The 23,825-nt window shown below is 73.0% G+C and carries 24 protein-coding genes; 21 read left to right on the top strand and 3 right to left on the bottom strand.

Annotation, left to right across the window (positions count from 1 at the left end):
* Positions 1-549 precede the first annotated feature (549 nt).
* From ACWAT2_RS16595 to ACWAT2_RS16650, 12 genes are all read left to right on the top strand, one after another.
* Entirely contained in the window at positions 550-1,290 is a 741-nt protein-coding gene (locus ACWAT2_RS16595; protein WP_402377139.1) for a tetratricopeptide repeat protein, read from the top strand.
* Complete coding sequence (locus ACWAT2_RS16600) at positions 1,287-2,300, top strand: HAD-IIA family hydrolase (RefSeq protein WP_402377141.1); 1,014 nt, start codon at positions 1,287-1,289, stop codon at positions 2,298-2,300. The genes ACWAT2_RS16595 and ACWAT2_RS16600 overlap by 4 nt, the downstream gene beginning before the upstream one ends.
* An 84-nt stretch (positions 2,301-2,384) precedes the next feature.
* A complete protein-coding gene (locus tag ACWAT2_RS16605) occupies positions 2,385-2,567 on the top strand; it encodes a hypothetical protein (protein WP_402377144.1) in 183 nt (60 codons plus the stop codon).
* Positions 2,567-3,457 (top strand): TlyA family RNA methyltransferase, encoded by an 891-nt coding sequence (locus ACWAT2_RS16610; protein WP_402377147.1) that lies wholly within the window; start codon positions 2,567-2,569, stop codon positions 3,455-3,457. The genes ACWAT2_RS16605 and ACWAT2_RS16610 overlap by 1 nt, the downstream gene beginning before the upstream one ends.
* Positions 3,454-4,410 (top strand): NAD kinase, encoded by a 957-nt coding sequence (locus ACWAT2_RS16615; protein WP_402377150.1) that lies wholly within the window; start codon positions 3,454-3,456, stop codon positions 4,408-4,410. Before ACWAT2_RS16610 ends, ACWAT2_RS16615 begins: the two co-directional genes overlap by 4 nt.
* Positions 4,411-4,412: 2 nt before the next feature.
* Positions 4,413-6,125 (top strand): DNA repair protein RecN, encoded by a 1,713-nt coding sequence (recN, locus tag ACWAT2_RS16620; RefSeq protein ID WP_402377386.1) that lies wholly within the window; start codon positions 4,413-4,415, stop codon positions 6,123-6,125.
* A gap of 5 nt (positions 6,126-6,130) precedes the next feature.
* Entirely contained in the window at positions 6,131-7,324 is a 1,194-nt protein-coding gene (steA, locus tag ACWAT2_RS16625; RefSeq protein WP_402377153.1) for a putative cytokinetic ring protein SteA, read from the top strand.
* A gap of 38 nt (positions 7,325-7,362) precedes the next feature.
* A complete protein-coding gene (locus ACWAT2_RS16630) occupies positions 7,363-8,370 on the top strand; it encodes a copper transporter (RefSeq protein WP_402377155.1) in 1,008 nt (335 codons plus the stop codon).
* Entirely contained in the window at positions 8,370-9,254 is an 885-nt protein-coding gene (locus tag ACWAT2_RS16635; RefSeq protein WP_402377157.1) for a hypothetical protein, read from the top strand. The genes ACWAT2_RS16630 and ACWAT2_RS16635 overlap by 1 nt, the downstream gene beginning before the upstream one ends.
* A gap of 2 nt (positions 9,255-9,256) precedes the next feature.
* Positions 9,257-10,933 (top strand): murein biosynthesis integral membrane protein MurJ, encoded by a 1,677-nt coding sequence (gene murJ, locus ACWAT2_RS16640; protein ID WP_402377388.1) that lies wholly within the window; start codon positions 9,257-9,259, stop codon positions 10,931-10,933.
* A gap of 85 nt (positions 10,934-11,018) precedes the next feature.
* Positions 11,019-12,707, top strand: coding sequence for a CTP synthase (locus ACWAT2_RS16645; protein ID WP_402377160.1), 1,689 nt, complete (start codon positions 11,019-11,021; stop codon positions 12,705-12,707).
* Positions 12,704-13,360: an NUDIX domain-containing protein gene (locus ACWAT2_RS16650; protein ID WP_402377162.1), complete on the top strand. Its 657-nt coding sequence runs from the start codon at positions 12,704-12,706 to the stop codon at positions 13,358-13,360. The genes ACWAT2_RS16645 and ACWAT2_RS16650 overlap by 4 nt, the downstream gene beginning before the upstream one ends.
* A 3-nt stretch (positions 13,361-13,363) precedes the next feature.
* Here the strand turns inward: ACWAT2_RS16650 and ACWAT2_RS16655 are convergent, their stop codons facing one another.
* From ACWAT2_RS16655 to ACWAT2_RS16665, 3 genes are all read right to left on the bottom strand, one after another.
* The gene (locus tag ACWAT2_RS16655; protein ID WP_402377165.1) at positions 13,364-14,329 is read right to left on the bottom strand and encodes a COX15/CtaA family protein; all 966 of its coding nucleotides are present in this window, start codon (positions 14,327-14,329) and stop codon (positions 13,364-13,366) included.
* Between the two features lie 77 nt (positions 14,330-14,406).
* Positions 14,407-15,162, bottom strand: a complete 756-nt coding sequence (locus ACWAT2_RS16660; protein ID WP_402377167.1) for an ABC transporter permease — start codon at positions 15,160-15,162, stop codon at positions 14,407-14,409.
* On the bottom strand, positions 15,159-16,121 hold the full coding sequence (locus ACWAT2_RS16665; RefSeq protein WP_402377170.1) for an ABC transporter ATP-binding protein: 963 nt from the start codon (positions 16,119-16,121) through the stop codon (positions 15,159-15,161). The genes ACWAT2_RS16660 and ACWAT2_RS16665 overlap by 4 nt, the downstream gene beginning before the upstream one ends.
* A 40-nt stretch (positions 16,122-16,161) precedes the next feature.
* Here ACWAT2_RS16665 and ACWAT2_RS16670 point away from each other — a divergent pair, with 40 nt between their 5' ends.
* The 9 genes from ACWAT2_RS16670 to ACWAT2_RS16710 all read left to right on the top strand — a co-directional run bounded on the left by ACWAT2_RS16670 (position 16,162) and on the right by ACWAT2_RS16710 (position 23,724).
* Positions 16,162-16,779, top strand: a complete 618-nt coding sequence (locus ACWAT2_RS16670) for an HdeD family acid-resistance protein (RefSeq protein WP_402377173.1) — start codon at positions 16,162-16,164, stop codon at positions 16,777-16,779.
* A 153-nt stretch (positions 16,780-16,932) separates the two neighbouring features.
* The gene (locus ACWAT2_RS16675; RefSeq protein WP_402377175.1) at positions 16,933-17,679 is read left to right on the top strand and encodes a helix-turn-helix transcriptional regulator; all 747 of its coding nucleotides are present in this window, start codon (positions 16,933-16,935) and stop codon (positions 17,677-17,679) included.
* Entirely contained in the window at positions 17,676-19,139 is a 1,464-nt protein-coding gene (gene sufB / locus ACWAT2_RS16680; protein WP_402377178.1) for a Fe-S cluster assembly protein SufB, read from the top strand. Before ACWAT2_RS16675 ends, sufB begins: the two co-directional genes overlap by 4 nt.
* Before the next feature lies 1 nt (position 19,140).
* Positions 19,141-20,358, top strand: coding sequence for a Fe-S cluster assembly protein SufD (sufD, locus tag ACWAT2_RS16685; RefSeq protein ID WP_402377181.1), 1,218 nt, complete (start codon positions 19,141-19,143; stop codon positions 20,356-20,358).
* Positions 20,359-20,362: 4 nt separating this feature from the next.
* Positions 20,363-20,710 (top strand): non-heme iron oxygenase ferredoxin subunit, encoded by a 348-nt coding sequence (locus tag ACWAT2_RS16690; RefSeq protein ID WP_402377184.1) that lies wholly within the window; start codon positions 20,363-20,365, stop codon positions 20,708-20,710.
* A gap of 49 nt (positions 20,711-20,759) precedes the next feature.
* Entirely contained in the window at positions 20,760-21,530 is a 771-nt protein-coding gene (sufC, locus tag ACWAT2_RS16695) for a Fe-S cluster assembly ATPase SufC (protein ID WP_402377187.1), read from the top strand.
* Between the two features lie 11 nt (positions 21,531-21,541).
* The gene (locus tag ACWAT2_RS16700; RefSeq protein ID WP_402377189.1) at positions 21,542-22,852 is read left to right on the top strand and encodes a cysteine desulfurase; all 1,311 of its coding nucleotides are present in this window, start codon (positions 21,542-21,544) and stop codon (positions 22,850-22,852) included.
* A 13-nt stretch (positions 22,853-22,865) separates the two neighbouring features.
* Positions 22,866-23,372 (top strand): Fe-S cluster assembly sulfur transfer protein SufU, encoded by a 507-nt coding sequence (sufU, locus tag ACWAT2_RS16705; protein WP_402377191.1) that lies wholly within the window; start codon positions 22,866-22,868, stop codon positions 23,370-23,372.
* Positions 23,365-23,724: a metal-sulfur cluster assembly factor gene (locus ACWAT2_RS16710; protein WP_402377193.1), complete on the top strand. Its 360-nt coding sequence runs from the start codon at positions 23,365-23,367 to the stop codon at positions 23,722-23,724. The genes sufU and ACWAT2_RS16710 overlap by 8 nt, the downstream gene beginning before the upstream one ends.
* Positions 23,725-23,825: the final 101 nt, after the last annotated feature.

Consider the following 23,825-nt stretch of genomic DNA (forward strand, 5'->3'; position numbering starts at 1 on the left):
TGGGAGAGTAGGACGCCGCCGGACACCCTTCACAGCCAGGCCCCCCACACCACACGGTGCGGGGGGCCTCGCTGCATGTCAGGAGCGGGTCGCGGTTCCCACCGACTCGTCGATCTCGAACATTGCGGCCGACATCCCCGGTCGATGAGCGTGGGACAATCATTCACTGACCGGAACGAGAGGATGACAGTGAACGACACTCCGCGCGAGGACCGTCCTGCCCGAGGCGAGGACGGCCCGCGACGCCCCCAGGGGCAAGGGCGCGGCGACGGGCCGCGTCGCCCCCGGGACGACCAGCGACGTTCTGACGGTCCTCGTCGTGACGGAGGCGACGGTCGCGACGGATCGGACCGCCGCGGTGGCGCGCGTCGTGGCGAGACCGACGGCCGTCGCGGTGGCGACCGCCGCACCGGTACGGCAGGGCGTGGCGGCGCCAGCGCGCGGGGCGGTCGCCAGGACGGCAAGGCGTACGGCGGCGACAGGGGCCGGCGCGACGAACGGCACGGCGGCTCGCGTGGCCACAGCCCTCGCAGTGGCGCGGACCGCCCGGTGCGTCCCGAGCGTCCGCGGGACGCGGACCGCACTCCTGACCCCGAGATCCCCGAGGGCGTCGACGCACGCCAGCTCAGCAAGGACGCCCGAGCTCGCCTGCGTGGCCTCAGCAAGGACAACGCCGACGGCGTCGGTGCGCACCTCGTGATGGCCGGCCGGCTGCTCGACACCGACCCGGAGCAGGCCTACCTGCACGCGCAGGCAGCGGTCCGGCGCGCCGGGAGGATCGACGTCGTCCGGGAGGCCGCGGGTATCGCGGCGTACCGCACGGGACGCTACGCCGAGGCTCTGCGCGAACTGCGCACGGTGCGGCGGCTGAACGGCTCGTCGGAGCATCTGCCGCTCATGGCCGACGCGGAGCGCGGACTGGGACGCCCCGAGCGGGCGATCGCTCTGGCGCAGTCGGAAGAAGCGGCCACGCTCGACTCCGAGGCGCGGACCGAGCTGGCCATCGTCGTGAGCGGTGCGCGGAGCGACCTGGGCGACCATGACGCTGCGCTGACGGTCCTGGACCGGATTCCGGCCCCGGAGCGCCAGGGTGATCTCGGCCTGCGCGTGCTGCAGGCGCAGGCCGTCGCTCTCGAGGCGGCGGGTCGGGACGACGAGGCCGCGCGGGTGCTGTCCGGGCTCGACCCGGCGGCCCTGGACCGCGCTGCCGGTGTGCCCGAGGGCGACGAGGACTACGTGGTCTACGACGCCTTCGACGAGGAGGCGGACGACGAGGAGGCCGACACGTGAGCGCGTCGCTGCTCGGCAGCGACCGGCCGTTGGCCGACGTGCACGACCTGGCCCTCGTCGACCTCGACGGCGTCGCGTACCAGGGGCGGCTCCCGATCGCGCACGCTGCGGCGTCGCTGGGTGAGGCGCGCACGAGAGGTCTTCGCCTGGTCTTCGTGACGAACAACGCCTCGCGCGAGCCGGAGGAGGTGGCGAGCCGGCTGACCGGTCTCGACATCCCAACGGATCCTGACGAGGTCATGACAGCCGCGCAGGCGTGCGCGAACCTGCTCCGGACCCGCCTGGAGCCGGGCGCCAAGGTGCTTGTGGTGGGCGGCAAGGGACTGACCACGGCCGTGACCGAGGCTGGTTACGAGGTGGTGACGTCGGCCGAGGACGGACCAAACGCCGTCGCCCAGGGCTACTCGCCGGAGCTCGCCTGGCCGGACCTGGCCGAGGCGGCGTACGCCGTCGCCGGCGGAGCCTGGCACGTGGCGAGCAACCGAGACCTGTCGCTCCCGACGGAGCGAGGCCTCGCGCCGGGCAACGGGGCGCTGGTGGCCGCGGTCGTCGCCGCCACCGGGGTGGACCCGGACAGCGCCGGCAAGCCCGAGCCGACCATGTATCGCATGGCCGTGGAACGGGTCGGCGCCCGGCGCCCGCTGGTGATCGGGGACCGGCTGGACACGGACCTGGCTGGCGCGCGCGCCGGTGGCTATCCCGGCCTGCACGTGCTGACGGGCGTCTCGAGCGCTCGAGACGCCGTCCTGGCCGGACCGGGCATGCGCCCCGACTACCTCGGTGCTGACCTGCGGTCGTTGCTCGAGCCGCACCCGGCGCCGAGCGAGGCCGAGGACGGCTGGTGGCGGTGCGCAGGACGTTCCGCCCGCGTGGTGGACGGCTCGCTCGAGCTGGACGGCGAGGGCCCTGCCGGGATCGACGTGGTCCGCGCCGCCTGTGCCGCGGCGTGGTCCGCCGTCGACGACGGGGCGCTGCTGGACCCCGCCGGCGTTCCCGAGCTGACCGCTTGACGGCACCCGCCCGTGCGTCGTGCCGGGGCCGCCGCCCCCAGCAGGTAGCGTTGCCCCGGGACGGACGAGCAGCGAGGAGGGGACATGTCGCAGGACGCGGAGGCGCCGCGCGCGCCGGCACCGGAACGTCCTGAGTCACCTCTTGCGCCGCTCGACGGCCTGGACGAGCTCTCGACCGACCAGCACGTCGCACGCTTCGAGGCGGTCCACGACCGCCTGCGAGCGCGACTCGACGACGGCCCGGCGGACGACGAGGCGGGTGACTGATGCCCGAGCGTGCCGACGCCGAGCTCGTGCGGCGTGGCCTGGCCCGGTCGCGCAAGCAGGCCTCGGTCCTGATCGCCGCCGGCCGCGTCCGGATGGACGAGACGGTCGTGGCCAAGTCCTCGACCCCGGTACCGTCCGGTCGTGCACTGGTCGTCGAACCTGATCCTGACGACCCCGGCTACGCGTCCAGAGCCGGGGGTAAGCTCGCGAGCGCCCTCGAGGCTCTCGCGGGCGACCCCGCGGGACGCGAGCTGACCGACCGCCTGCCGGGCGGGGACTGCCTGGACCTGGGCGCCTCGACCGGAGGTTTCACCGATGTGCTGCTGCGGCGCGGCGCCGCGCACGTGACGGCGCTCGACGTCGGCCACGACCAGCTCGTGCCGGCGCTGCGGACAGACCCGCGCGTGACGGTGCGCGAGGGGTTCAACGTGCGACACCTGGGGGTCGACGACCTGGCCTCGCCACCGGACGTCGTCGTGGGTGACCTGTCGTTCATCTCGCTCCGGCTCGTCGTCTCCGCCGTCGCCGGGGTGATGGCACGTGGCTCGTTCACCCTGCTGCTGGTCAAGCCGCAGTTCGAGGTCGGTCGTGACCGGCTCGGCAACGGGGGGGTCGTCCGCGACCCCGACCTGCACGTCGGGTCGGTGGTGGACGTCGCCGCGTCGGCGGCAGCCGCGGGCCTCACCGTCCTCGGCGTCGTCCCGAGCGCGCTGCCGGGCCCCAGCGGCAACCGCGAGTACTTCTGCTGGATGCGCCGGGCGGACGCGGCGCCGGTCGACCGCAGCGCGTTGACGGAAGCCGCGCGAGCCGCTGTCGACTGGCAGCCCGGCGGTGGGGGCCTTCCGCCGGTGGTCCCGGTGCCGGCGGGCGTCTCCGGAGGTGCGTCATGACCCGTCGCGTGCTCATCGTGACCCACGGCGGCCGCCCTGAGGCCGTCGCCGCCATGGCCGAGGCGGTGGCGGAGCTGGAGAGGGCAGGCTTCGAGGTGGCCCTGCACGACGACGATCTCGCCGAGACCTTCGGCGACCAGATGTCGGCCACGCGGGTGCGCGAGGGCGTGGCCGAGTCGGAGATCGTGATGGTGCTCGGTGGTGACGGCACGATCCTGCGTGCCGCCGAGCTCACCCACGGCACCGACGTCCCCCTGCTCGGGGTCAACCTGGGCCACGTGGGCTTCCTCGCCGAGTCGGAGCGCGACAACCTCCACGACGCCGTGCGCCGGGTCGCCGCGCGCGAGTACGTGGTCGAGGAGCGCAGCGTCGTCGACGTCGTGGTGCACCGGCCGGGGGAGAGCGAGCCGGTCACCGGGTGGGCCCTCAACGAGGCCACCGTGGAGAAGGCGCAGCGGGACCGGATGATCGAGGTCGCGATCGCTGTCGACGAGCGCCCCGTCAGCTCGTTCGGCTGCGACGGCGTGGTCGTGTCCACCGCGACCGGGTCGACGGCCCACGCCTTCTCGGCGGGCGGGCCGATCATGTGGCCGGACGTGGACGCGGTGCTGCTGGTGCCGCTCTCCGCCCACGCGCTGTTCTCGCGTCCCTTGGTGATCGGTCCGCGCTCGGAGTTCACGGTCGACGTGCTGGCGCGCAGCCCGCTGCCCGCGGTGCTGACCTGTGACGGGCGGCGCAGCATCGACCTCCCGGTAGGGACAAGAGTGCAGGTACGGCGAGGGGCGGTGCCGCTGCGGTTCGCGCGGCTGGCGCACGCGCCCTTCAGCGACCGGCTCGTCTCGAAGTTCAACCTGCCGGTCATCGGCTGGCGCGAGGCCGCGGGTGAAGCGGCGGCGCGCCGGGCGGCGCGGTACGCCGTCGACCAGGACGACCAGGACGACAAGGAGGCATGAGGGTGCTCGAGGAGATCGCGATCGAGGACCTCGGGGTGATCCGCGCCGCCCGCGTCCCGCTGGCCCCGGGCCTGACGGTCATCACCGGTGAGACCGGTGCCGGCAAGACGATGGTCCTCACAGGGCTCGGTCTGCTCATGGGAGGCAAGGCCGACCCCGGGACGATCCGGTCGGGTGCGGACCGTGCCGTGGTCGAGGGCAGGTGGGACCTCGCCCGCCATCCCGCCGCGGCGCGCCGGGTCGACGACGCCGGGGGCACCGTCGACGACGACGGCTCCGTCGTCGTCCTGCGGACCGTCGCCGGAGGCCGGTCCCGGGCGCACCTGGGCGGGCGCGGGGTGCCGCAGGGCGTCCTTGCCGAGATCGCGGACGACCTGGTCACGGTCCACGGGCAGTCCGACCAGCTCCGTCTGCGCACCCCTGCCAAGCAGCGGGCCGCCCTCGACCGCTTCGCGGGGGCCGATCACGCGGCGGTGCTGGTCGAGCACCGCGCGGCATGGGCCGAGCGTGCGGCCCTGCAGGCGGAGATCGACGACCTGACCTCCCGTGCGGCGGAACGGGCGCGCGAGGCCGAGCTCCTGCGGCTCGGGCTCGCCGAGGTGGAGCGCATCGATCCTCAGCCGGGCGAGGACGTCGAGCTCGCGACGCTGGTCGCGCGTCTGGGCAACGCCGAGCAGCTGCGTCAGGCGGCCCAGCTCGCCCACGACGCGGTCGCCGGTGAGGACATGGACACCGAGGGGTCGGCCGTGCACGCGGTGGAACGCGCCCGCCGCTCGCTCGAGAGCGTCGTGGCCGACGACCCCGGGCTCGAGGACCCGGCGCGTCGGTTGGCGGAGGCGGGCTACCTGCTCGCGGACATCGCCACCGAGCTGTCCGGGTACGTCGCCGACCTCCAGGCCGACCCCGCGGCGCTGGAGACGGCCCACGCCCGGCTCGCCGAGCTGGGGACGCTGACACGCAGCTACGGCAGCAGCATCGATGAGGTGCTGCAGTGGGCGTCGGACGCCGGGTTGCGTCTGCTCGACCTCGACGACGGCGGCGGTCGGCTCGAGGGCATGCGGGAGCGGGTCGCCGAGCTCGACGAGCAGGTGGCCGACCTGGCCGCGCGGGTCACCGCAGGCCGGACCGATGCCGCGGGGCAGCTCGCTGCCGCCGTCACCGCCGAGCTGGCCGGGCTCGCGATGAGCGGTGCGCGGCTCGAGATCGAGGTGTCCGCGGCGGACCCCGGGCCGGCGGGCGCGGACCAGGTGACGTTCCTGCTCGTCCCGCACCCCGGGGCGCCGGCCCGGCCGCTCGGCAAGGGTGCGTCGGGCGGTGAGCTCTCCCGGGTGATGCTCGCGGTCGAGGTGGCGCTCGCCACGGCCGCGGACGAGGCCGCCGACACGGTGCTGCCGACGTTCGTCTTCGACGAGGTGGACGCCGGCGTCGGCGGCCGGGCAGCCGTCGAGGTCGGCCGCCGGCTCGCGTCGCTGGCGCGCAGCACCCAGGTCGTCGTGGTGACGCACCTCGCCCAGGTGGCGGCGTTCGCCGATACCCATCTGGTGGTGACGAAGTCGGCCGGCGACGACGGCGACGCGACCGTGACCGGTGTCCGGGCGGTGTCCGACGACGAGCGGGTCCGTGAGCTGGCGCGCATGCTTTCCGGCCAGGACGACTCGGAGACAGCACGTCGCCACGCCGTCGAGCTCATCGAGTCCTCCGTCGTGGGACGATAGCCCCGATGAGACTGACCCTGCGCCGGGCCGACCGCGGCCCTGAGACCAGCGACGACGCGACCGAGCACTGCGGTCCGGCTCGCGTCGGAGCACGTACGAAGGACCTCACGAAGCGTCTCTCCGCCGGTGACGTGGCCGTGATCGACCACGCCGACATCGACCGTGTCGCGGCCGAGGCCCTCGTCGCCGCACGTCCGTCGGCGGTGCTGAACGCCGCGCCGTCGACCACCGGCCGTTACCCGAACGCGGGCCCCGGCATCCTCCTCGAGGCGGGGATCGTGCTCGTCGACGGGCTCGGCCCTGAGGTGATGGACATCCACGAGGGCGCTCGCGTCGCCGTCGAGGAGGGCGCCGTCCTCGTCGACGGCAAGCCGTGGGCCACCGGTACGCGACAGACGCCCGAGACCGTCGAGACCGCCCTCGCCGCAGCCCGGGACGGGCTGTCGGACGAGATCGAGCGGTTCGCCGAGAACACGATGACCTACCTGCGCCGTGAACGGGACCTGCTGCTCGACGGCGTCGGCGTCCCGGACGTGCGGACCAGGTTCGCCGGCCGGCACGTCCTCATCGTGGTGCGCGGCTACCACTACCGCGAGGACCTGGCGATGCTGCGGTCCTACATCCAGGAGAACCGGCCGGTGCTGGTCGGGGTGGACGGCGGTGCGGACGCGATCCTCGACGCCGGCTGGCGTCCGGACATGATCGTCGGGGACATGGACTCGGTGTCCGACAAGGCGCTGGCCTGCGGTGCGGAGATCGTCGTGCACGCCTACCGGACCGGCGACGCCCCGGGCCTGGAACGCGTCCGCGAGCTCGGCGTGGACCCGGTGGTCTTCCCGGCGACGGGCACCAGCGAGGACATCGCCATGCTGCTCGCGGACGACAAGGACGCCGAGCTCATCGTCGCGGTCGGCACCCACGCCACCCTCGTGGAGTTCCTCGACAAGGGCCGTGCGGGCATGGCGAGCACCTTCCTCACCCGGCTCCGCGTCGGGGGCAAGCTGGTGGACGCCAAGGGCGTGTCCCGCCTGTACCGCACCCGCATCTCGAACCTTCAGCTCACGCTCCTGTCGCTGGCGGGCGTGGGGGCCGTGCTGGCGGCCCTGTGGTCGACGGCGGCCGGACAGACCGCCTTCGGACTCGTGGGCGCCCAGATCGACGACATCGTCTCGTGGGTCGGCAGCCTCTTCGGCGGCTGACCCATCGCGACCCCTGAACCAAGGAGTACCCGCACGCCGTGATCGATTTTCGCTACCACCTCGTCTCGCTGATCTCCGTGTTCGTCGCGCTCGCGGTCGGCATCATCCTGGGCGCGGGGCCACTGCAGAACGCGATCGGTGACCAGCTCACCGACCAGGTGGAGGCCCTGCGGTCCGAGCGCACCGACCTGCGCGAGATCCTGGTCGAGACGGAGTCCGAGCTGGCCGACCAGAACGCCTATGCGCTGGCCGCCGGGGCGGAGCTGGTCGACGGCTCGCTGACGGGCGTCACCGTCGCGGTGGTCGACGCCGGCGGCACGGCCGACACGCTCGAGGTCGACGTCGTCAGCCGGCTGGAGGACGCCGGAGCACGCATCGTCGCCCAGGCGTCGCTCACCGACGCCTGGAGCTCCGCCGAGGACTCCGTGCTGCGGGGGACGGTCGCGGACGGCCAGCGCGAGCACGTCGCCGACGCGATCGACGAGGAGGCCGGCACGGCCGAGGTCCTCGGCGCGGTCCTCGGTCTGGCGATGACCGAGGCGGACCAGCAGATGCCGTCGGCGCGCAGCGAGCGCTCCATGGAGCTGTATGAGCTGATGCTGCGCGTCGGACTCGTCGAGTCCCGGTTCGAACCGTCCGGACCGGCCGACGCCGTGCTGCTGCTCGGCGGCGCCGCTGCCGACGAGGACGCGACGGCTGACGGAGCCGGTTCCGAGGAGCCCGAGGACGTCGACGTCGTGGCGCTCGTCTCGGCGCTCCAGGCGACGGCGCAGGACGTCGTGGTCGCGGGGCCGACGGCCGCGGACGGCGACCTGGTCTCGGACGTCCGTGCCGACGACGACGTCGTGGCGCGAGTGAGCACCGTCAGCGGCACCGAGCGCGAGGTCATGCGCCTGAACGTGCCGCTCGCCCTGGCCGCCCAGATCGCGGGCGAGGTGGGTCAGTACGGGTTCGAGGAGGACGCCGCCGTGGTGCCGCCGGCCGTCGACCTGCCGGGCCCGGACGACGAGGCCGACGACTCGGGCGACTCCGGCGGTGACTCCTGATGGGTCTCGCACGGACGCTCGCCGCCGGCGTGGTCGCTGCCGCGGTGACGCGGGCGGCGCGCAGGGCGCTGGACGCCGCACCGCCTGGTGGCGCGGAGCGTTGGACGCGCACCAACCACGGTGGTGAGCCGGTGTCGATGCTGGAGGGCCCCGCAGTGGCCGCCGGTCTCGTGGCCGGTGCCGCCGTCGCGGGCGGCGGGCCGCGCGACCGGGCGGCCACCGTGCTGGCGTGCGCGGGGGCCGGGGTGTTCGGGATCCTCGACGACCTCGCCGAGGACACCACCCACAGTGCCAAGGGTCTGCGGGGGCACCTCGGGGCGCTGGCCCAGGGCCGGCTGACCACCGGCGGCCTGAAGGTGGTCGGCATCGGGGCGACGTCGCTCGTGGCGGCAGCGGTCGGGACGCGCCGGCGGGGCGGCGTCCTCGGGCACGCGGCCGACGTCGCGGTCAACGGGGCGCTGATCGCCGGGACGGCCAACCTCGTCAACCTGCTCGATCTGAGACCCGGCAGGGCGCTGAAGGCCTCCGCCCTGCTCGCCGCGCCGATGCTGACCGGCTCGGGCGGGCAGACGGGGGCGCTGCTCGGCGCCTCGGCGGCGGCGGCACCGGCCGACCTCGGTGCGCGTGACATGCTCGGCGACGCCGGAGCGAACGCTCTGGGTGCGTTCGTGGGGACCCGGTGGGCGCTGTCCGCGCCGCGGCCGGTGCGTGCCGTCGCGCTGGCCGCCGTCGTGGGCCTGACCCTGGCGTCGGAGCGGGTCAGCTTCTCCGCCGTCATCGAGCGCACGCCGTGGCTGCGTCGGATCGACCAGGCGGGGCGCACGCCGGCCGTCGCGCCGCCGCATGACCTGGAGGCGGCCTCGGACGAGGGTCCGACGGCGTGAGCATGCCGGGCGGTCGCCGCGCCGCCACGGCGGTCGCCGGTGCGGCGATCCTCATCACCGTGGTGACCCTGGCCAGCAGGGTCGTGGGATTCGGCCGCTGGCTCGCTCAGGCGCACTTCGTCGGGACCGACGGCGTGGACGGGCCGTTGAACGCGGCGAACTTCCTGCCGAACGTCCTGTTCGAGGTCGCGGCGGGTGGTGCGTTGGCCGGTGCCGTCGTCCCGTTGCTCTCCGGGTTCCTGGTGCGAGGTGACCGGGAGAAGGCCTCTCGGACGGCCTCGGCGCTGCTCGGTTGGACGCTCGTCGTGCTGGTCCCGCTCGGTGCGCTCGTCGCGCTCCTCGCCGACCCGTTGGTCCGCCTCACGGGTCTGAACGACCCGGTCAACGTCGCCGTCGCCGTCGACTTCCTGAGGGTGTTCGCGGTGCAGGTGCCCCTGTACGGGGTCGCCGTGGTGCTCGGCGGGATGCTGCAGGCCCACAACCGGTTCTTCTGGCCGGCGTTCTCCCCGCTGGTGTCGAGCCTCGTCGTGATCGGGGTGTACTGGCGGTTCGGGGCGTTGGCCGACGGCAACCAGCAGGACGTGGCCGAGCTGTCGTCGCAGGCGCTGGGCTGGCTGGCCTGGGGGATGACGGCGGGAGTCGCCTTCCTGGCGCTGCCGTTGGTCTGGCCGGTCGCCCGGTCCGGGCTCCGGCTGCGGCCGACGTTGCGGTTCCCGGCCGGCGAGGGACGCCGTGCCGCACGCCTCGCCTCCGCCGGGATCGGAGCACTGGTGGCCCAGCAGCTCGCGCTGCTCGCCACGATGAAGGCGGGCAACGAGGCCGGCGGGGACAGCACCTGGACGATCTTCCTCTACGCGCAGAACGTGTACTTCCTGCCGTACGCCGTGCTGGCCTTCCCCATCGCGACCAGCGCGTTCCCGCGGTTCGCCGAGCTTGCGTCGCAGGGACGGCGCGACGACCTGGCGCGTCTGGTCTCGTCGACGACCCGCGTGCTGGTGGTCGTCTCGGTGGCGGGTGCCGCCGCGCTGGTGGCGGCTGCGCCGCTCGTGGAGAACGTGTTCGACGGCATCGCCCGCCCGAACGCGGACGGGCTCGCCGCGGCGCTCGCCTGGATGGCGCCCGGGCTGCTGGGCTATGCGCTGATCCTGCAGCTCTCTCGTCTGCTGTACGCGGTCGACGCCGCCCGGGCCGCCGTCGTGGCGACAGCCGCCGGCTGGTTGGTCGTCGCCGTCGGGGTGTCGCTGGCGGTCCCGATGTTCTCCGGGGAGGCCGGTGGCACCAGGAGCGACGTGCTCGCCTGGCTCGGGGGCGCCACCACCGTCGGCATGACGGCGGCCGGTGTCGCTCTGTTCGTGGCCGTGCGCCGCGCGGTCGGCGCGGCGGCGGTGTCGGGCGTCGTCCGGACCGCGGCGGTGGCGCTCGGTGCGGGTGCCGTGGGTGCTCTGCTCGGGCGCTGGTGCGTCCCGGTGGCGGACCGCACGGCCCCGGTGGACCCGACCGGTGCGGACGGGGCGCCGGCCGAGACCCCGCTCGAGCTCGGCTGGTTCGCCGCGGACGTGGGTCTCGGGCTCCTCGCCGGCCTGATCGCGGCCGCCGTGGTGCTGCTGGCCGCGGCGTTGGCGGACGGCGCCGTGCGTGCTCGCCTCGCCGCCGTCGGACGGCGTGCCGCCCGCCTCTGACGGGCTACCCTCTGTGCCGCATCCCACCCCGGGACGGGCGAGTCCCGGACGCCGTGGCGCGAACTCTCGGATAGCATGGAGTTCCGTGGCTGACTCCGTGAACCGAACGTCCTCCCGCTCCTCCAGCCGCGCCGGTGCGACGCACCAGACGCGCCACATCTTCGTGACGGGCGGTGTGGCGTCCTCCCTCGGCAAGGGCCTCACGGCCTCCTCCCTGGGTCGCCTGCTGCGTTCCCGCGGGCTGCGGGTGACGATGCAGAAGCTCGACCCCTACCTCAACGTGGACCCGGGCACCATGAACCCGTTCCAGCACGGCGAGGTGTTCGTCACCGAGGACGGCGCCGAGACCGACCTGGACATCGGGCACTACGAGCGCTTCCTCGACATCGAGCTGCCGGCCTCGTCGAACGTCACGACCGGTCAGGTCTACTCCCGGGTGATCGCCAAGGAGCGCCGCGGCGAGTACCTGGGTGACACGGTGCAGGTGATCCCGCACATCACCGACGAGATCAAGCTGCGCATGCGGGACCAGGCGGGCCCCGACGTCGACGTGATCATCACCGAGATCGGCGGGACGGTCGGTGACATCGAGTCCCAGCCCTTCCTCGAGGCCGCACGGCAGGTGCGCCACGAGCTCGGCCGCGACGACTGCTTCTTCCTGCACGTCTCGCTGGTGCCGTACATCGGGCCGTCCGGCGAGCTGAAGACCAAGCCGACGCAGCACTCCGTCGCCGCGCTGCGCTCGATCGGCATCCAGCCGGACGCGATCGTGCTGCGCTCGGACCGCATCGTGCCCGAGAGCATCAAGCGCAAGATCGCGATGTCCTGCGACGTCGACAACGAGGCGGTCGTCAACGCGGCGGACGCCCCGAGCATCTACGACATCCCCCGTGTGCTCCACTCCGAGGGCCTCGACGCCTACGTCGTGCGGCGTCTCGACCTGCCGTTCCACGACGTCGAGTGGGGCGGTTGGAACCGACTGCTCGAGCGCGTCCACGAGCCTGAGCACAAGGTCGAGATCGCGCTGGTCGGCAAGTACATCGACCTGCCGGACGCCTACCTGTCGGTGACCGAGGCACTGCGCGCCGGTGGTTTCGACAACGACACGCGGGTCGCGATCCGCTGGGTCGCTGCGGACGACTGCAGCACCCCGGCAGGGGCGCAGGAGGCGCTCGACGGCGTCGACGCGATCCTCGTGCCCGGCGGCTTCGGCGTGCGCGGCATCGACGGCAAGATCGGTGCGCTGCGCTGGGCGCGGGAGAACCTGGTACCCACGCTCGGCATCTGCCTCGGCCTGCAGTCCATGGTCATCGAGTACGCGCGCAACGTGCTCGGCCTGGCGGATGCCTCGTCGACCGAGTTCGAGCCGGACACCGAGTCGCCGGTCATCGCGACGATGGCCGAGCAGCTCGCCATCGTGGGTGGCGACGGCGACCTGGGCGGCACGATGCGCCTGGGCGACTACCCGGCGGCGCTGGCCGAGGGGTCCGTGGTGTCGAAGGCCTACGGCTCCACCCAGGTCACCGAGCGTCACCGCCACCGGTACGAGGTCAACAACGCCGTGCGCGACCAGCTGGAGGAGGCCGGCCTGCGGTTCTCCGGCACGTCGCCCGACGGCACTCTCGTGGAGTTCGTCGAGCTCCCCGCCGACGTGCACCCGTACTACGTGAGCACGCAGGCGCACCCCGAGTTCAAGTCGCGGCCGACGCGGTCGCACCCGCTGTTCCACGGTCTGGTGGCCGCGGCGCTGGTGCGCCAGGGCGCGACGGCGTGACGGCACGACGGCCGGACGAGGAGCGCGTCGAGGACCGTGTCGCGCCGCGACAGGTCGTGCGTCGCACCGCCGTCCACGAGGGCAGGATCTTCGACCTCGTGCAGGACGACGTCGACCTCGGTGACGCCGGGGTCGTCGCCCGCGAGTACCTCGACCATCCCGGCGCGGTCGCTGTCGTCGTGCTCGACGAGCACGACCGGGTGCTGCTCCTGCGGCAGTACCGGCACCCGGTGCGTGCCGAGATGTGGGAGATCCCCGCGGGCCTGCTCGACGTCGTCGGCGAGCCCGCCGTCGAGGCCGCGGCCCGCGAGCTCGCCGAGGAGGCAGACCTGACCGCCGGGCGCTGGGACGTGCTCGTCGACTTCGCCACGACGCCCGGGGCGAGCAACGAGGCCCTGCGCGTCTTCCTGGCCCGTGACGTGCGGGAGGTCCCGCACGCGGACCGCCACACGCGCACCGGCGAGGAGTCAGAGATCGTCACCCGCTGGGTCCCCCTGGACGAGGCGGTCGAGCGGACCCTGGCCGGCGGACTGCACAACCCGTCCGCCGTCGTCGGCATCCTTGCCGCGGCAGCGAGCCGGGCCGACGGGTGGGCGTCGTTGCGGGACGTCGACGTGCCGTGGCCCTACCGCCGGGGCGAGCTGCCCGACTGACGGTCAGCGGGTGCGTAGCCGCAGCACGGCGTTCGCCGTGGCCCACACCAGCAGCCCGGCACCGAGCATGTGCACGCCCACGAGCAGCTCGGGGAGCCCGGTGAAGTACTGCGTGTAGCCGACGGCACCCTGGGCCAGCGTGACGACCAGCAGCAGCCAGGCGCCGCGGCGTGCGCGCCGGACGAGGTCGCCGGCGGGCTGGCGCAGCAGGAGGAGCAGGAGCAGGGCGAGCACGGCGACGAACAGCCAGACCGACGTCGAGTGCGCACGGGTCATCGCCAGGGGGTCCACGGCGAGCCGGTACCCGACCTCGGTGTCGCCCGAGTGCGGACCGGCACCGGTGACGATGACGCCGAGCACGACGACGGGCACCACGAGCACCCCGAGAACCCGGCCGGCGAGCGTCACGGCACCCGAGCCGACCGGCTGCGCGGTACCGTCGCCCTCGCCGTGCCGGTGCAGCAGGTAGGCGGACCACCACACGAGCGCCGCCGACACCACGAAGTGCAGGGAGACCCAGCCGGGGTGCAGGTCGAGCAGGACGACGACACCGCCGATGACGGCCTGCGCGGCCACGCCCACCAGCGGGACGACGCCGAGCCGGCGGTAGGCGTCCGACCGGCGCCGGTCCGTCCACACGAGCAACAGCACTGCGAGCGCGATCACCGCGAGGACGCCGGTCATGGTGCGGTTCCCGAACTCGACGAACGGGTGGTAGCTGGCCGCCTCGTGGAACACCGGGGTGAACTGACCCGGCTCGCACAGCGGCCACGTCGAGCAGCCGAGCCCGGACCCGGTCAGCCGCACGGCGCCACCGGTGACGATGATGCCGATCTGTGCGACGACGTTCGCGATCAGGATCCCGCGCGTCCACCCGCGGAACCGGGCGAGCGGGTCGGCGCGCCCGGCACGTGGCGGGGCGGACTCCGAGGTCGTGTCGGAAGGGGTGGCGGGCGCGGGCGTGCTCACGGCACCACGATAGTGGCCGACGGCGCCGCACCGGCCCGTGCGGGCGGCGTCGGGCTGTGAGATCGGTCGTCCACCGGTCAGTGCCAGCGGAAGAGCCTGCGCGCCCCGACCCCGAGGGCGGCGGCCCAGGCGAGCAGGACCACGGCGCTCAGCGGCGGCACTCCGGTGCCGAGCAGCGCACCACGCAGGCCTTCGCCGAGCGCGCCGGACGGCAGGAAGGTGGCGAGGGGAGCCAGCGGGCCCGGCAGCTCGGCGGGCGGCACGATCAGCCCACCGCCGACGACAAGCAGTACCAGCACGAGGTTCGCGACGGCGAGCACGCCCTCGGCGCGCAGGGTGCCGGCGAGCAGCAGGGCCAGCGCGGTGAACGCGGCGGTGCCCGCCAGGCCGAGCCCGATCGCGGGCACGACGCCGGAGAGCTCGGGCTGCCAGCCGAGGGCGAGCGCCACGACTCCGATCACCGCGACCTGCACTCCCTGGACCGCCAGGACCCCGAGGACCTTGCCGGCGAGGAGGCCGCCGCGACCGAGCGGTGTCGTGGACAGCAGCCGCAGCACACCGTTGCGGCGGTCGAACGCGGTGGCGATCGCCTGCGACGTGAAGGACGTGGTGACGCACGCCAGAGCGAGGATCCCGGGCGTCACGAAGTCCACGCGGTCGACGCCGCCGGTGTCGAGCCCGACCACCGACGTGCGCACCAGCCCCACGAGGAGCAGGACGGGCATCACGATCGTCACGAGCAGCTGTTCGCCGTTGCGCAAGATCGCCCGCGTCTCGAACGCGGCCTGCGCAGCGACACGCCGGTGGGCCGGGGCGGGGGAGGAGATCGTCATCGCAGGTGCCGTCCGGTGAGGTCGAGGAACACGTCTTCGAGGGTGCGGCGGCCCACGGTGAGGCGTGTGGTCAGGGTGTCCTGCTCGGCGAGCCACCCGGTCAGCTCCGCGAGCGTCGACGGTCCCACGGCGCCGGTGACCACGTACTCGCCGGGCTCCGGCTCGGTGGCCGACCAGCCGCCGTCGGGCGCACCGCGGGTCAGCCGCTCGGCCAGGGCGCCGACCGCCAGGCCGGGGCGCGCGGCGAACCGGACCTGGGGCGCGCTGCCGGAGGCGCCGTCGGAGAGGAGCGCCGGGACGTCGCCCGAGGCGATGACCCGGCCGTGGTCGACGACGTGGACCACGTCGGCCAGGTCCTCCGCCTCGTCCATCAGGTGGGTCGTCAGGACGACGGCGACGCCGTCGGCACGCAGCTCGCGCACGAGGTCCCAGACGGCGCGTCGTGACTGCGGGTCCATCCCGGCGCTCGGTTCGTCGAGGAAGACGACCTCGGGACCTCCGACGACGGCGGCGGCGAGCGCGAGGCGCTGCCGCTGGCCGCCGGAGAGCCGCCGCACGGTGGTGCGGGCGAAGGCATGCAGCCCGAGCCGCTCGGCGAGCTCGTCGACGTCGCGGGGGGCGGCGTACATCCGGCTGACGTGGCGCAGCATCTCCATCGCGCGCACGCCGGTCGGCAGGCCGCCGTCCTGCAGCATGGCGCCGACCCGAGGGCGCAGCGCCGCCGCGTCCGCGACCGGGTCGAGCCCCAGGACGCGCACGGTTCCAGCGTCGGGGGAGCGCAGGCCCTCGCAGCACTCGACCGTGGTGGTCTTGCCGGCACCGTTCGGGCCGAGCACCGCGGTGACGGCGCCGGCGGTAGCCTGCAGATCGAGGCCGTCGACGACGTCACGGCCGCCGTAGGTCTTGCGCAGTCGACGCACGTCGACGGCGACGCCGGGTGGCGTATCGGTGGTGGGCACCAGAAGATTCTACGGACGCTTCGAGACACCTGGAGTGACGATGACCTTCTCCCCGTTCACCCAGCCGGCTGACCTCGCGTCGCTTGCGCGTCGCATCTGGTACTGGCCGGTGGTCCGTGGCGTGCTGGCGGTGGGGTTCGGGCTGCTGGCGATCCTCCTGCCGGACAAGACCCCGGGACTGCTCGTGCAGGTCTTCGGAGCGTTCGTCGTCGTGGACGGCGTCGTCTCGCTCGTCGACGGGCTGCGTCGGCGCGGGAGCCAGGCCGGGTCGGTGAACGTCGGCATCGGCGTGGCGGCGGTCGTCTTCGGCGGTGTGCTGCTGTTCCTGCCGGGCCTGGCGCTCGGGCTCGTTCTCGTCCTGATCGCGGTCTGGGCGCTGGTCTTCGGGCTGCTGCAGATCGTCGGCGCCTTCGCCATGCGGTCCCGAGGCGGCACGTCGTGGCTGTGGACCCTGCTGTCGGGTCTCTTGTTCGTCGCGCTGGCGGTCGTCTGCTTCACGAACCCGGGTCGCACCGTCGAGGTGATGTCGGTGATCGTCGGCATCTTCGCCGTCGTGATCGGGGCCGCCCTGGTCACGCTCGGGATGAAGCTGCGGAGGCTGGGGACGCAGGGACCCACCGGGGGCGCCGTCATCGACGGCGAGGTCGTCGAGGGTTGAACCGCGCCGGTGAAGAGCCGGTGAAACGTGTGTGACCTGCGTCGCACGATGTGCGCCAGCCTGCGGTTTCCCGGGTTCGGTGAGGCATGCCTTGCTTGACATCCCTGATTACGCAACAAGGATGTTATCTATATCGACGACGGAGGTGAGCACGTGACGACCACCCAGGCACCCTGGGGTGCGCACGCTGCTGCGCACACCCCGCACGCGGAGAGCGACGGCACCCGCCGTCGTGTGCTCGCGCTCGTCGCGACCGAGGGCCCGGTCACCGCGGGTCGCCTCGCCGACGTGCTCGGGCTCACCCAGGCGGCCGTGCGCCGTCACCTGGCCGGCCTCGAGCGCGACGGCACCATCACGGTGCACGACGGCGGCACGGGAGCCGTGCCGGCCCGCCGCGGCCGGCCGGCACGGCACTACGTCGTCAGCCCCGCCGGGCAGGCCGAGCTCGGCGAGCAGGACTCGGAGCTCGCCACCCAGGTGATGCGGTACCTGCGTCGCACGGGCGGTGACGAGGCCGTCGAGGCGTTCGCCACCGAGCGCAACGACGCCGTCGTCCGCCGCTACGCGCCACGACTGACCGCCAGCGACCCCCAGGAGCGGGCAACCCAGCTCGCCGACCTGCTCTCCGCCGACGGCTACGCCTCCTCGGTGCGGCCCGTCGTCGGGCCGGTCGTCCCCACCGTCCAGCTGTGCCAGGGCCACTGCCCCGTGCAGCACGCCGCCGAGGACTTCCCCGAGCTGTGCGAGGCCGAGGCCCGCGCGTTCTCGGAGCTTCTCGGCACGCACGTCCAGCGGCTGGCCACCCTCGCAGGCGGCGCGCACGCCTGCGTCACGAACATCCCGCTGACTCCCCCCCACCCCGCCGGCCGCCCCGGCGGCACGCAGGAAGGATCACGATGAGCGCTCCTACCCAGGACGCCGCCACCAAGGCGGCAGAGGCACAGACCGAGAGGCCATCCGACGACGAGATCATCGCGTCGATCGGCTCCTACGAGTACGGCTGGCACGACACCGACGAGGCCGGCTCCGTCGCCGAGCGTGGCCTGAACGAGGCCGTCGTGCGCAACATCTCCGCGCTGAAGGACGAGCCGGAGTGGATGCTCAAGGCCCGGCTCAAGGCGCTGCGCCTCTTCGGCAAGAAGCCCATGCCGAGCTGGGGCGCGGACCTCACCGGCATCGACTTCGACCGCATCAAGTACTTCGTGCGGTCCACGGAGAAGCAGGCCACCAGCTGGGAGGAGCTGCCGGAGGACATCAAGGCCACCTACGACAAGCTCGGCATCCCCGAGGCGGAGAAGCAGCGCCTCGTCGCCGGCGTCGCCGCGCAGTACGAGTCCGAGGTCGTCTACCACCAGATCCGCGAGGACCTGGAGGAGCAGGGCGTCATCTTCGTCGACACCGACACGGGCCTGCGCGACTACCCGGAGCTGTTCCAGGAGTACTTCGGCACGGTCATCCCCGCCGGTGACAACAAGTTCTCGGCGCTCAACTCGGCCGTCTGGTCGGGCGGGTCGTTCGTCTACGTCCCGCCGGGCGTCCACGTCGAGATCCCGCTGCAGGCCTACTTCCGGATCAACACCGAGAACATGGGCCAGTTCGAGCGGACGCTGATCATCGCCGACGAGGGCTCCTACGTGCACTACGTCGAGGGCTGCACCGCGCCGATCTACTCCTCCGACTCGCTGCACAGCGCCGTGGTGGAGATCGTCGTCAAGAAGAACGCCCGCGTGCGGTACACGACCATCCAGAACTGGTCGAACAACGTGTACAACCTGGTGACCAAGCGTGCCACGGCCGAGGCCGGTGCCCAGATGGAGTGGGTCGACGGCAACATCGGCTCCAAGGTCACCATGAAGTACCCGGCGATCTACCTCCTGGGCGAGCACGCCCGCGGCGAGACGCTGTCCATCGCCTTCGCCGGCGAGGGCCAGCACCAGGACGCCGGCGCCAAGATGGTGCACGCGGCGCCCCGGACGTCGTCGTCGATCGTGTCGAAGTCCGTCGCGCGCGGCGGTGGGCGCACGTCCTACCGCGGGCTGGTGCAGGTGCTGGAGGGTGCCGAGGCGTCGGCCTCCAACGTGCTCTGCGACGCGCTGCTCGTCGACCAGATCTCCCGGTCCGACACCTATCCGTACGTCGACGTCCGCGAGGACGACGTGTCCATGGGGCACGAGGCGACGGTCTCCAAGGTGAGCGCCGACCAGCTGTTCTACCTCATGTCCCGAGGCATGGACGAGACCGAGGCCATGGCCATGATCGTGCGCGGGTTCGTCGAGCCCATCGCGCGCGAGCTGCCCATGGAGTACGCGCTCGAGCTCAACCGCCTCATCGAGCTGCAGATGGAAGGGTCCGTCGGCTGATATGACTGCCACCACCGATCGCACCACCGATCACTCGCGCGCCGCGGCCGACGGCGCCCACTCCCACGGAGTGGTCCCCGCCGGCAGCCGCGCCGAGCGGGTGACCTCCTTCGACCTCGCGGACATCCCCGTGCCCTCGGGGCGCGAGGAGGAGTGGCGCTTCTCGCCGGTCTCCCGGCTCCAGCCGCTCTTCGCGGACACCCTCGGAGCCGACGGCGTCACGGTCGCCGTCGAGGCCGCCCCCGAGGTCAAGGTCGAGACGGTCGCCCGTGACGACGCGCGCCTCGGCAAGGCCGGCAAGCCCGGTGACCGCACCGCGGTCAGCGCCTGGAACGCCGTCGCCGAGGCCACCGTCGTGACGGTGCCCGCCGAGGCGGTCGCCTCCGACGTCACGTCGGTCCGGATCGACGGCGTCTCGAAGGACGCGACGGCGCAGCACCTGCTGGTGCACGCCGAGCGGCACTCCGAGGCGGTCGTGGTCATCGACCACCGTGGTGACGCGCTGCTGAACCAGACCGTCGAGGTCGTCGTCGACGAGGGCGCGCACCTCACCCTCGTCTCCGTGCAGGACTGGGCCGACGGTGCCGTGCACGCGGCGGCGCACCGGTCCACGATCGGCCGCGACGCACGGCTCAAGCACGTCGTGGTGACCTTCGGCGGCGACGTCGTGCGGATCACCCCCGACGCGACGTTCACCGCCGAGGGCGGCGAGGTCGAGATGGTCGGGCTGTACTTCGCGGACGCGGACCAGCACCAGGAGCACCGCCTGTTCGTCGACCACGCCGTGCCCAGCTGCAAGTCGCGCGTGACCTACAAGGGGGCGCTGCAGGGCTCGGGCGCGCACACGGTGTGGGTGGGCGACGTGCTCATCCAGGCCGAGGCCGAGAACACGGACACCTACGAGCTCAACCGCAACCTCGTCCTGACCGACGGGGCCCGGGCGGACTCGGTGCCGAACCTCGAGATCGAGACCGGCGAGATCGCGGGAGCCGGCCACGCGTCGGCGACCGGCCGGTTCGACGACGAGCAGCTCTTCTACCTGATGGCTCGCGGCATCCCGGAGGTCGACGCACGCCGGCTCGTGGTGCGCGGCTTCTTCGCGGAGCTCATCGACGAGATCGGTGTGGAGTCCGTCGAGGAGCGTCTGCTCGCCTCGATCGAGGCCGAGCTCGAGAAGTCCATGAGCGTGATCACCGGCGTGCCCGCCGCGGCGGAGTGACGTCGTGACCAAGCAGATCGTCGCCACGACGGCTGACCTCGAGCCCGAGGAGGCCAAGCTCGTCGAGCTGGACGACGCGAACGGGGCCACCGTCCCCGTCGCGCTCGTCCGGGACGCCGACGGCGACTTCCACGCGATCAGCGACATCTGCTCGCACGGAGCGGTGTCGCTGTCGGACGGCGAGGTCGAGGGCTGCCGGGTCGAGTGCTGGTTGCACGGCTCGCAGTTCGACCTGCGCACCGGCAAGCCGCTGCAGCTGCCCGCGACCCGGCCGGTGCCCGTCTATCCGGTCACCGTGGAAGGCGACCAGGTCCTCGTCGACATCGACGCCCCGATCGCCGTCGCGTCCTGACCCCCACTTCTCTCGTCCCGAGACTTTCGAATCATTTGGAGAACCACTGATGTCCACCCTGGAGATCCGCGACCTGCACGTCAGCGTCGAGACCAAGGAAGGGCCGAAGCCGATCCTGCGCGGCGTCGACCTGACCATCAAGTCCGGTGAGACGCACGCCATCATGGGGCCGAACGGCTCCGGCAAGTCGACCCTCGCCTCGGCCCTCGCCGGCCACCCCAAGTACGAGGTGACGTCCGGCACCGTCACGCTCGACGGCGAGGACGTCCTCGCCATGAGCGTCGACGAGCGCGCCCGCGCCGGCCTGTTCCTCGCGATGCAGTACCCCGTCGAGGTCCCCGGCGTGTCGGTGGCGAACTTCCTCCGCACCGCCAAGACCGCCATCTCCGGCGAGGCCCCGGCGCTGCGCACCTGGGGCAAGGAGGTCAAGGGCGCGATGGAGAACCTGCGCATCGACAGCTCCTTCGCCGAGCGCTCGGTCAACGAGGGCTTCTCCGGTGGTGAGAAGAAGCGCCACGAGATCCTCCAGATGGAGCTCTTCAAGCCGCGCTTCGCGGTCCTCGACGAGACCGACTCGGGCCTCGACGTCGACGCGCTGCGCGTCGTCTCCGAGGGCGTGAACCGCGCCAAGGACACCACCGACGTCGGGGTCCTGCTCATCACGCACTACACGCGCATCCTGCGTTACATCAAGCCGGACTTCGTCCACGTCTTCGTGGACGGCCGGATCGCTGAGGAGGGCGGCCCCGAGCTCGCCGAGCGGCTCGAGGACGAGGGCTACGACCGCTTCCTGACCACCGGCGCCACGGCGTCGGCCTGACGGAGCGGACCATGACCGCCGCCGACACCGTGCGCCCGGCCCAGGCCGAGGCCCTCACCGCGAGCGAGCTCGCCGCGGTGCGGGCCGACTTCCCGCTGCTCGGGCGCACGGTGCGGGGCGGCAAGCCGTTGGTCTACCTGGACTCGGCGGCGACCTCGCAGAAGCCGAACGTGGTGCTGGAGGCCGAGGTCGAGTTCTACGAGCAGCGCAACGCCGCCGTGCACCGCGGCGCGCACCAGCTCGCGGAGGAGGCCACCGAGGCGTTCGAGTCCGCGCGCTCGGCCGTCGCCTCGTTCGTCGGGGCCGACGACGGCGAGATCGTCTGGGCGTCGGGCGCGACGGCGGCGCTCAACCTCGTGGCCTACGCGTTCTCGAACGCTACGGCCGGCCGCGGGGGGGCGGCTGCCGAGCGGTTCCGGCTGGAGCCGGGTGACGAGATCGTCGTGACCGAGGCCGAGCACCACGCGAACCTCGTCCCGTGGCAGGAGCTGTGCGCCCGCACCGGCGCCGTGCTGCGCTGGTTCGGGGTGGACGACGACGGCCGGATCGACCTCTCCGACGTCGACGACGTGATCACCGACCGCACGCGGATCGTGGCGTTCGGCCACGTGTCCAACGTGACGGGTGCCGTCGGCCCCGTGGCCGACCTGGTCGCCGCCGCCCGGCGCGTCGGCGCGTACACGGTGCTCGATGCCTGCCAGTCGGTGCCGCACCTGCCCGTGGACCTGCGGTCCGTCGGGGTGGACTTCGCCGTCTTCAGCGCGCACAAGATGCTCGGGCCGACCGGTGTGGGAGCCCTCTACGCTCGCCGCGAGCTGCTCGAGGCGATGCCGCCGGTCACCACGGGCGGGTCCATGGTCGAGGTCGTCACGATGGAGGGCGCCACCTACGCGCCGCCACCGCAGCGGTTCGAGGCCGGCACCCAGATGGTCGCCCAGGCCGTCGGCATGGGTGTGGCCGCGCAGTGGCTCGACGAGCTCGGCATGGCCCGGGTCGCCCGGCACGAGCACGAGCTGGCCGCCGAGCTGCTGCGGATCACCGAGGTCCCCGGCGTGCGCGTGGTCGGGCCGACGGACACGACCGACCGTCTGGCGGTCGTCTCGTTCGTCGTCGACGGCGTGCACGCGCACGACGTGAGCCAGGTGCTCGACGACCGCGGTATCGCCGTACGGGTCGGCCACCACTGCGCCCAGCCGCTGCACCGGCGGTTCGGTGTGGCGGCGACGGCCCGTGCCTCGGCGTCGGTCTACACCACCGTCGACGAGATCACGGCGTTCCGGGAAGCGCTGACGGGTGTGCGAGCGTTCTTCGGTGCAGAGTGAGCAGGGAGGACGCATGAGCGGTTCGTTGGAGCAGATGTACCAGCAGGTCATCCTGGACCACGCGAAGCACCCGCACGGCCGTGGGCTGGCCGAGCCTGCCGACGGCCACCTGCGGGGCGAGTCGCACCAGGTGAACCCGACGTGCGGCGACGAGGTCACCCTCCGCGTGGACGTCGTGGCGGACGGTGCTGGTGGCGCGGTGGTCTCGGGCGTGTCGTGGGAGGGTCAGGGGTGCTCGATCTCCCAGGCGTCGGTCTCCGTCATGACCGAGCTCGTGACGGGCCGCGGGCTGGCCGACGTCCGCGAGCTCGACGCGACCTTCCACGCGCTCATGGCCTCGCGCGGCAAGGGGCTGGACGACGAGGCGGCGCTCGAGTCGCTCGGCGACGGCGAGGCGTTCACCGGCGTCTCGCAGTACCCCGCCCGCATCAAGTGCGCGCTGCTCGGCTGGGCAGCGCTGAAGGACTCGCTGGCGCGCAGCGGCGCGCTGGCCGACCCGACCGGAGGAACCGATGACTGAGAACACGACCGAGACGGCCGCGCCGGCTGGTCCGACGCCGGGCGCGACGACCGCAGCCGACGTCGAGGAGGCCATGCGCGACGTCATCGACCCCGAGCTCGGGATCAACGTCGTCGACCTCGGCCTCGTCTACGGCGTCGAGGTGGACCAGAACAACCACGCCACGATCGACATGACCCTGACCTCGGCGGCGTGCCCGCTGACCGACGTCCTCGAGGACCAGTCGGCGCAGGCTCTCGAAGGGCTCGTGACCGGGCACCGGATCAACTGGGTCTGGATGCCGCCGTGGGGTCCGGAGAAGATCACGGAGGACGGCCGCGAGCAGCTCCGCATGCTCGGCTTCAACGTCTGAGTCCAGGGCCCGTCCCGGCCGGGTCTTCGACCTGGCGGCGGCCGCACCGCAGGACCCGACGTCCACCGCCACCTGGAGCTGTCTCCAGGCTGCGGTGGACG

Source organism: Isoptericola sp. GX10416 (assembly GCF_056590155.1).

Coding starts and splice junctions, on each gene's coding strand:
- sufU (WP_402377191.1), top strand. CDS start 22,866: ATGAGCGGTTCGTTGGAGCAGATGTACCAGCAGGTCATCCTGGACCAC.
- ACWAT2_RS16615 (WP_402377150.1), top strand. CDS start 3,454: ATGACCCGTCGCGTGCTCATCGTGACCCACGGCGGCCGCCCTGAGGCC.
- ACWAT2_RS16670 (WP_402377173.1), top strand. CDS start 16,162: ATGACCTTCTCCCCGTTCACCCAGCCGGCTGACCTCGCGTCGCTTGCG.
- sufB (WP_402377178.1), top strand. CDS start 17,676: ATGAGCGCTCCTACCCAGGACGCCGCCACCAAGGCGGCAGAGGCACAG.
- ACWAT2_RS16605 (WP_402377144.1), top strand. CDS start 2,385: ATGTCGCAGGACGCGGAGGCGCCGCGCGCGCCGGCACCGGAACGTCCT.
- ACWAT2_RS16700 (WP_402377189.1), top strand. CDS start 21,542: ATGACCGCCGCCGACACCGTGCGCCCGGCCCAGGCCGAGGCCCTCACC.
- sufC (WP_402377187.1), top strand. CDS start 20,760: ATGTCCACCCTGGAGATCCGCGACCTGCACGTCAGCGTCGAGACCAAG.
- ACWAT2_RS16660 (WP_402377167.1), bottom strand. CDS start 15,162: ATGACGATCTCCTCCCCCGCCCCGGCCCACCGGCGTGTCGCTGCGCAG.
- ACWAT2_RS16610 (WP_402377147.1), top strand. CDS start 2,567: ATGCCCGAGCGTGCCGACGCCGAGCTCGTGCGGCGTGGCCTGGCCCGG.
- ACWAT2_RS16710 (WP_402377193.1), top strand. CDS start 23,365: ATGACTGAGAACACGACCGAGACGGCCGCGCCGGCTGGTCCGACGCCG.
- sufD (WP_402377181.1), top strand. CDS start 19,141: ATGACTGCCACCACCGATCGCACCACCGATCACTCGCGCGCCGCGGCC.
- murJ (WP_402377388.1), top strand. CDS start 9,257: ATGCCGGGCGGTCGCCGCGCCGCCACGGCGGTCGCCGGTGCGGCGATC.
- steA (WP_402377153.1), top strand. CDS start 6,131: ATGAGACTGACCCTGCGCCGGGCCGACCGCGGCCCTGAGACCAGCGAC.
- ACWAT2_RS16635 (WP_402377157.1), top strand. CDS start 8,370: ATGGGTCTCGCACGGACGCTCGCCGCCGGCGTGGTCGCTGCCGCGGTG.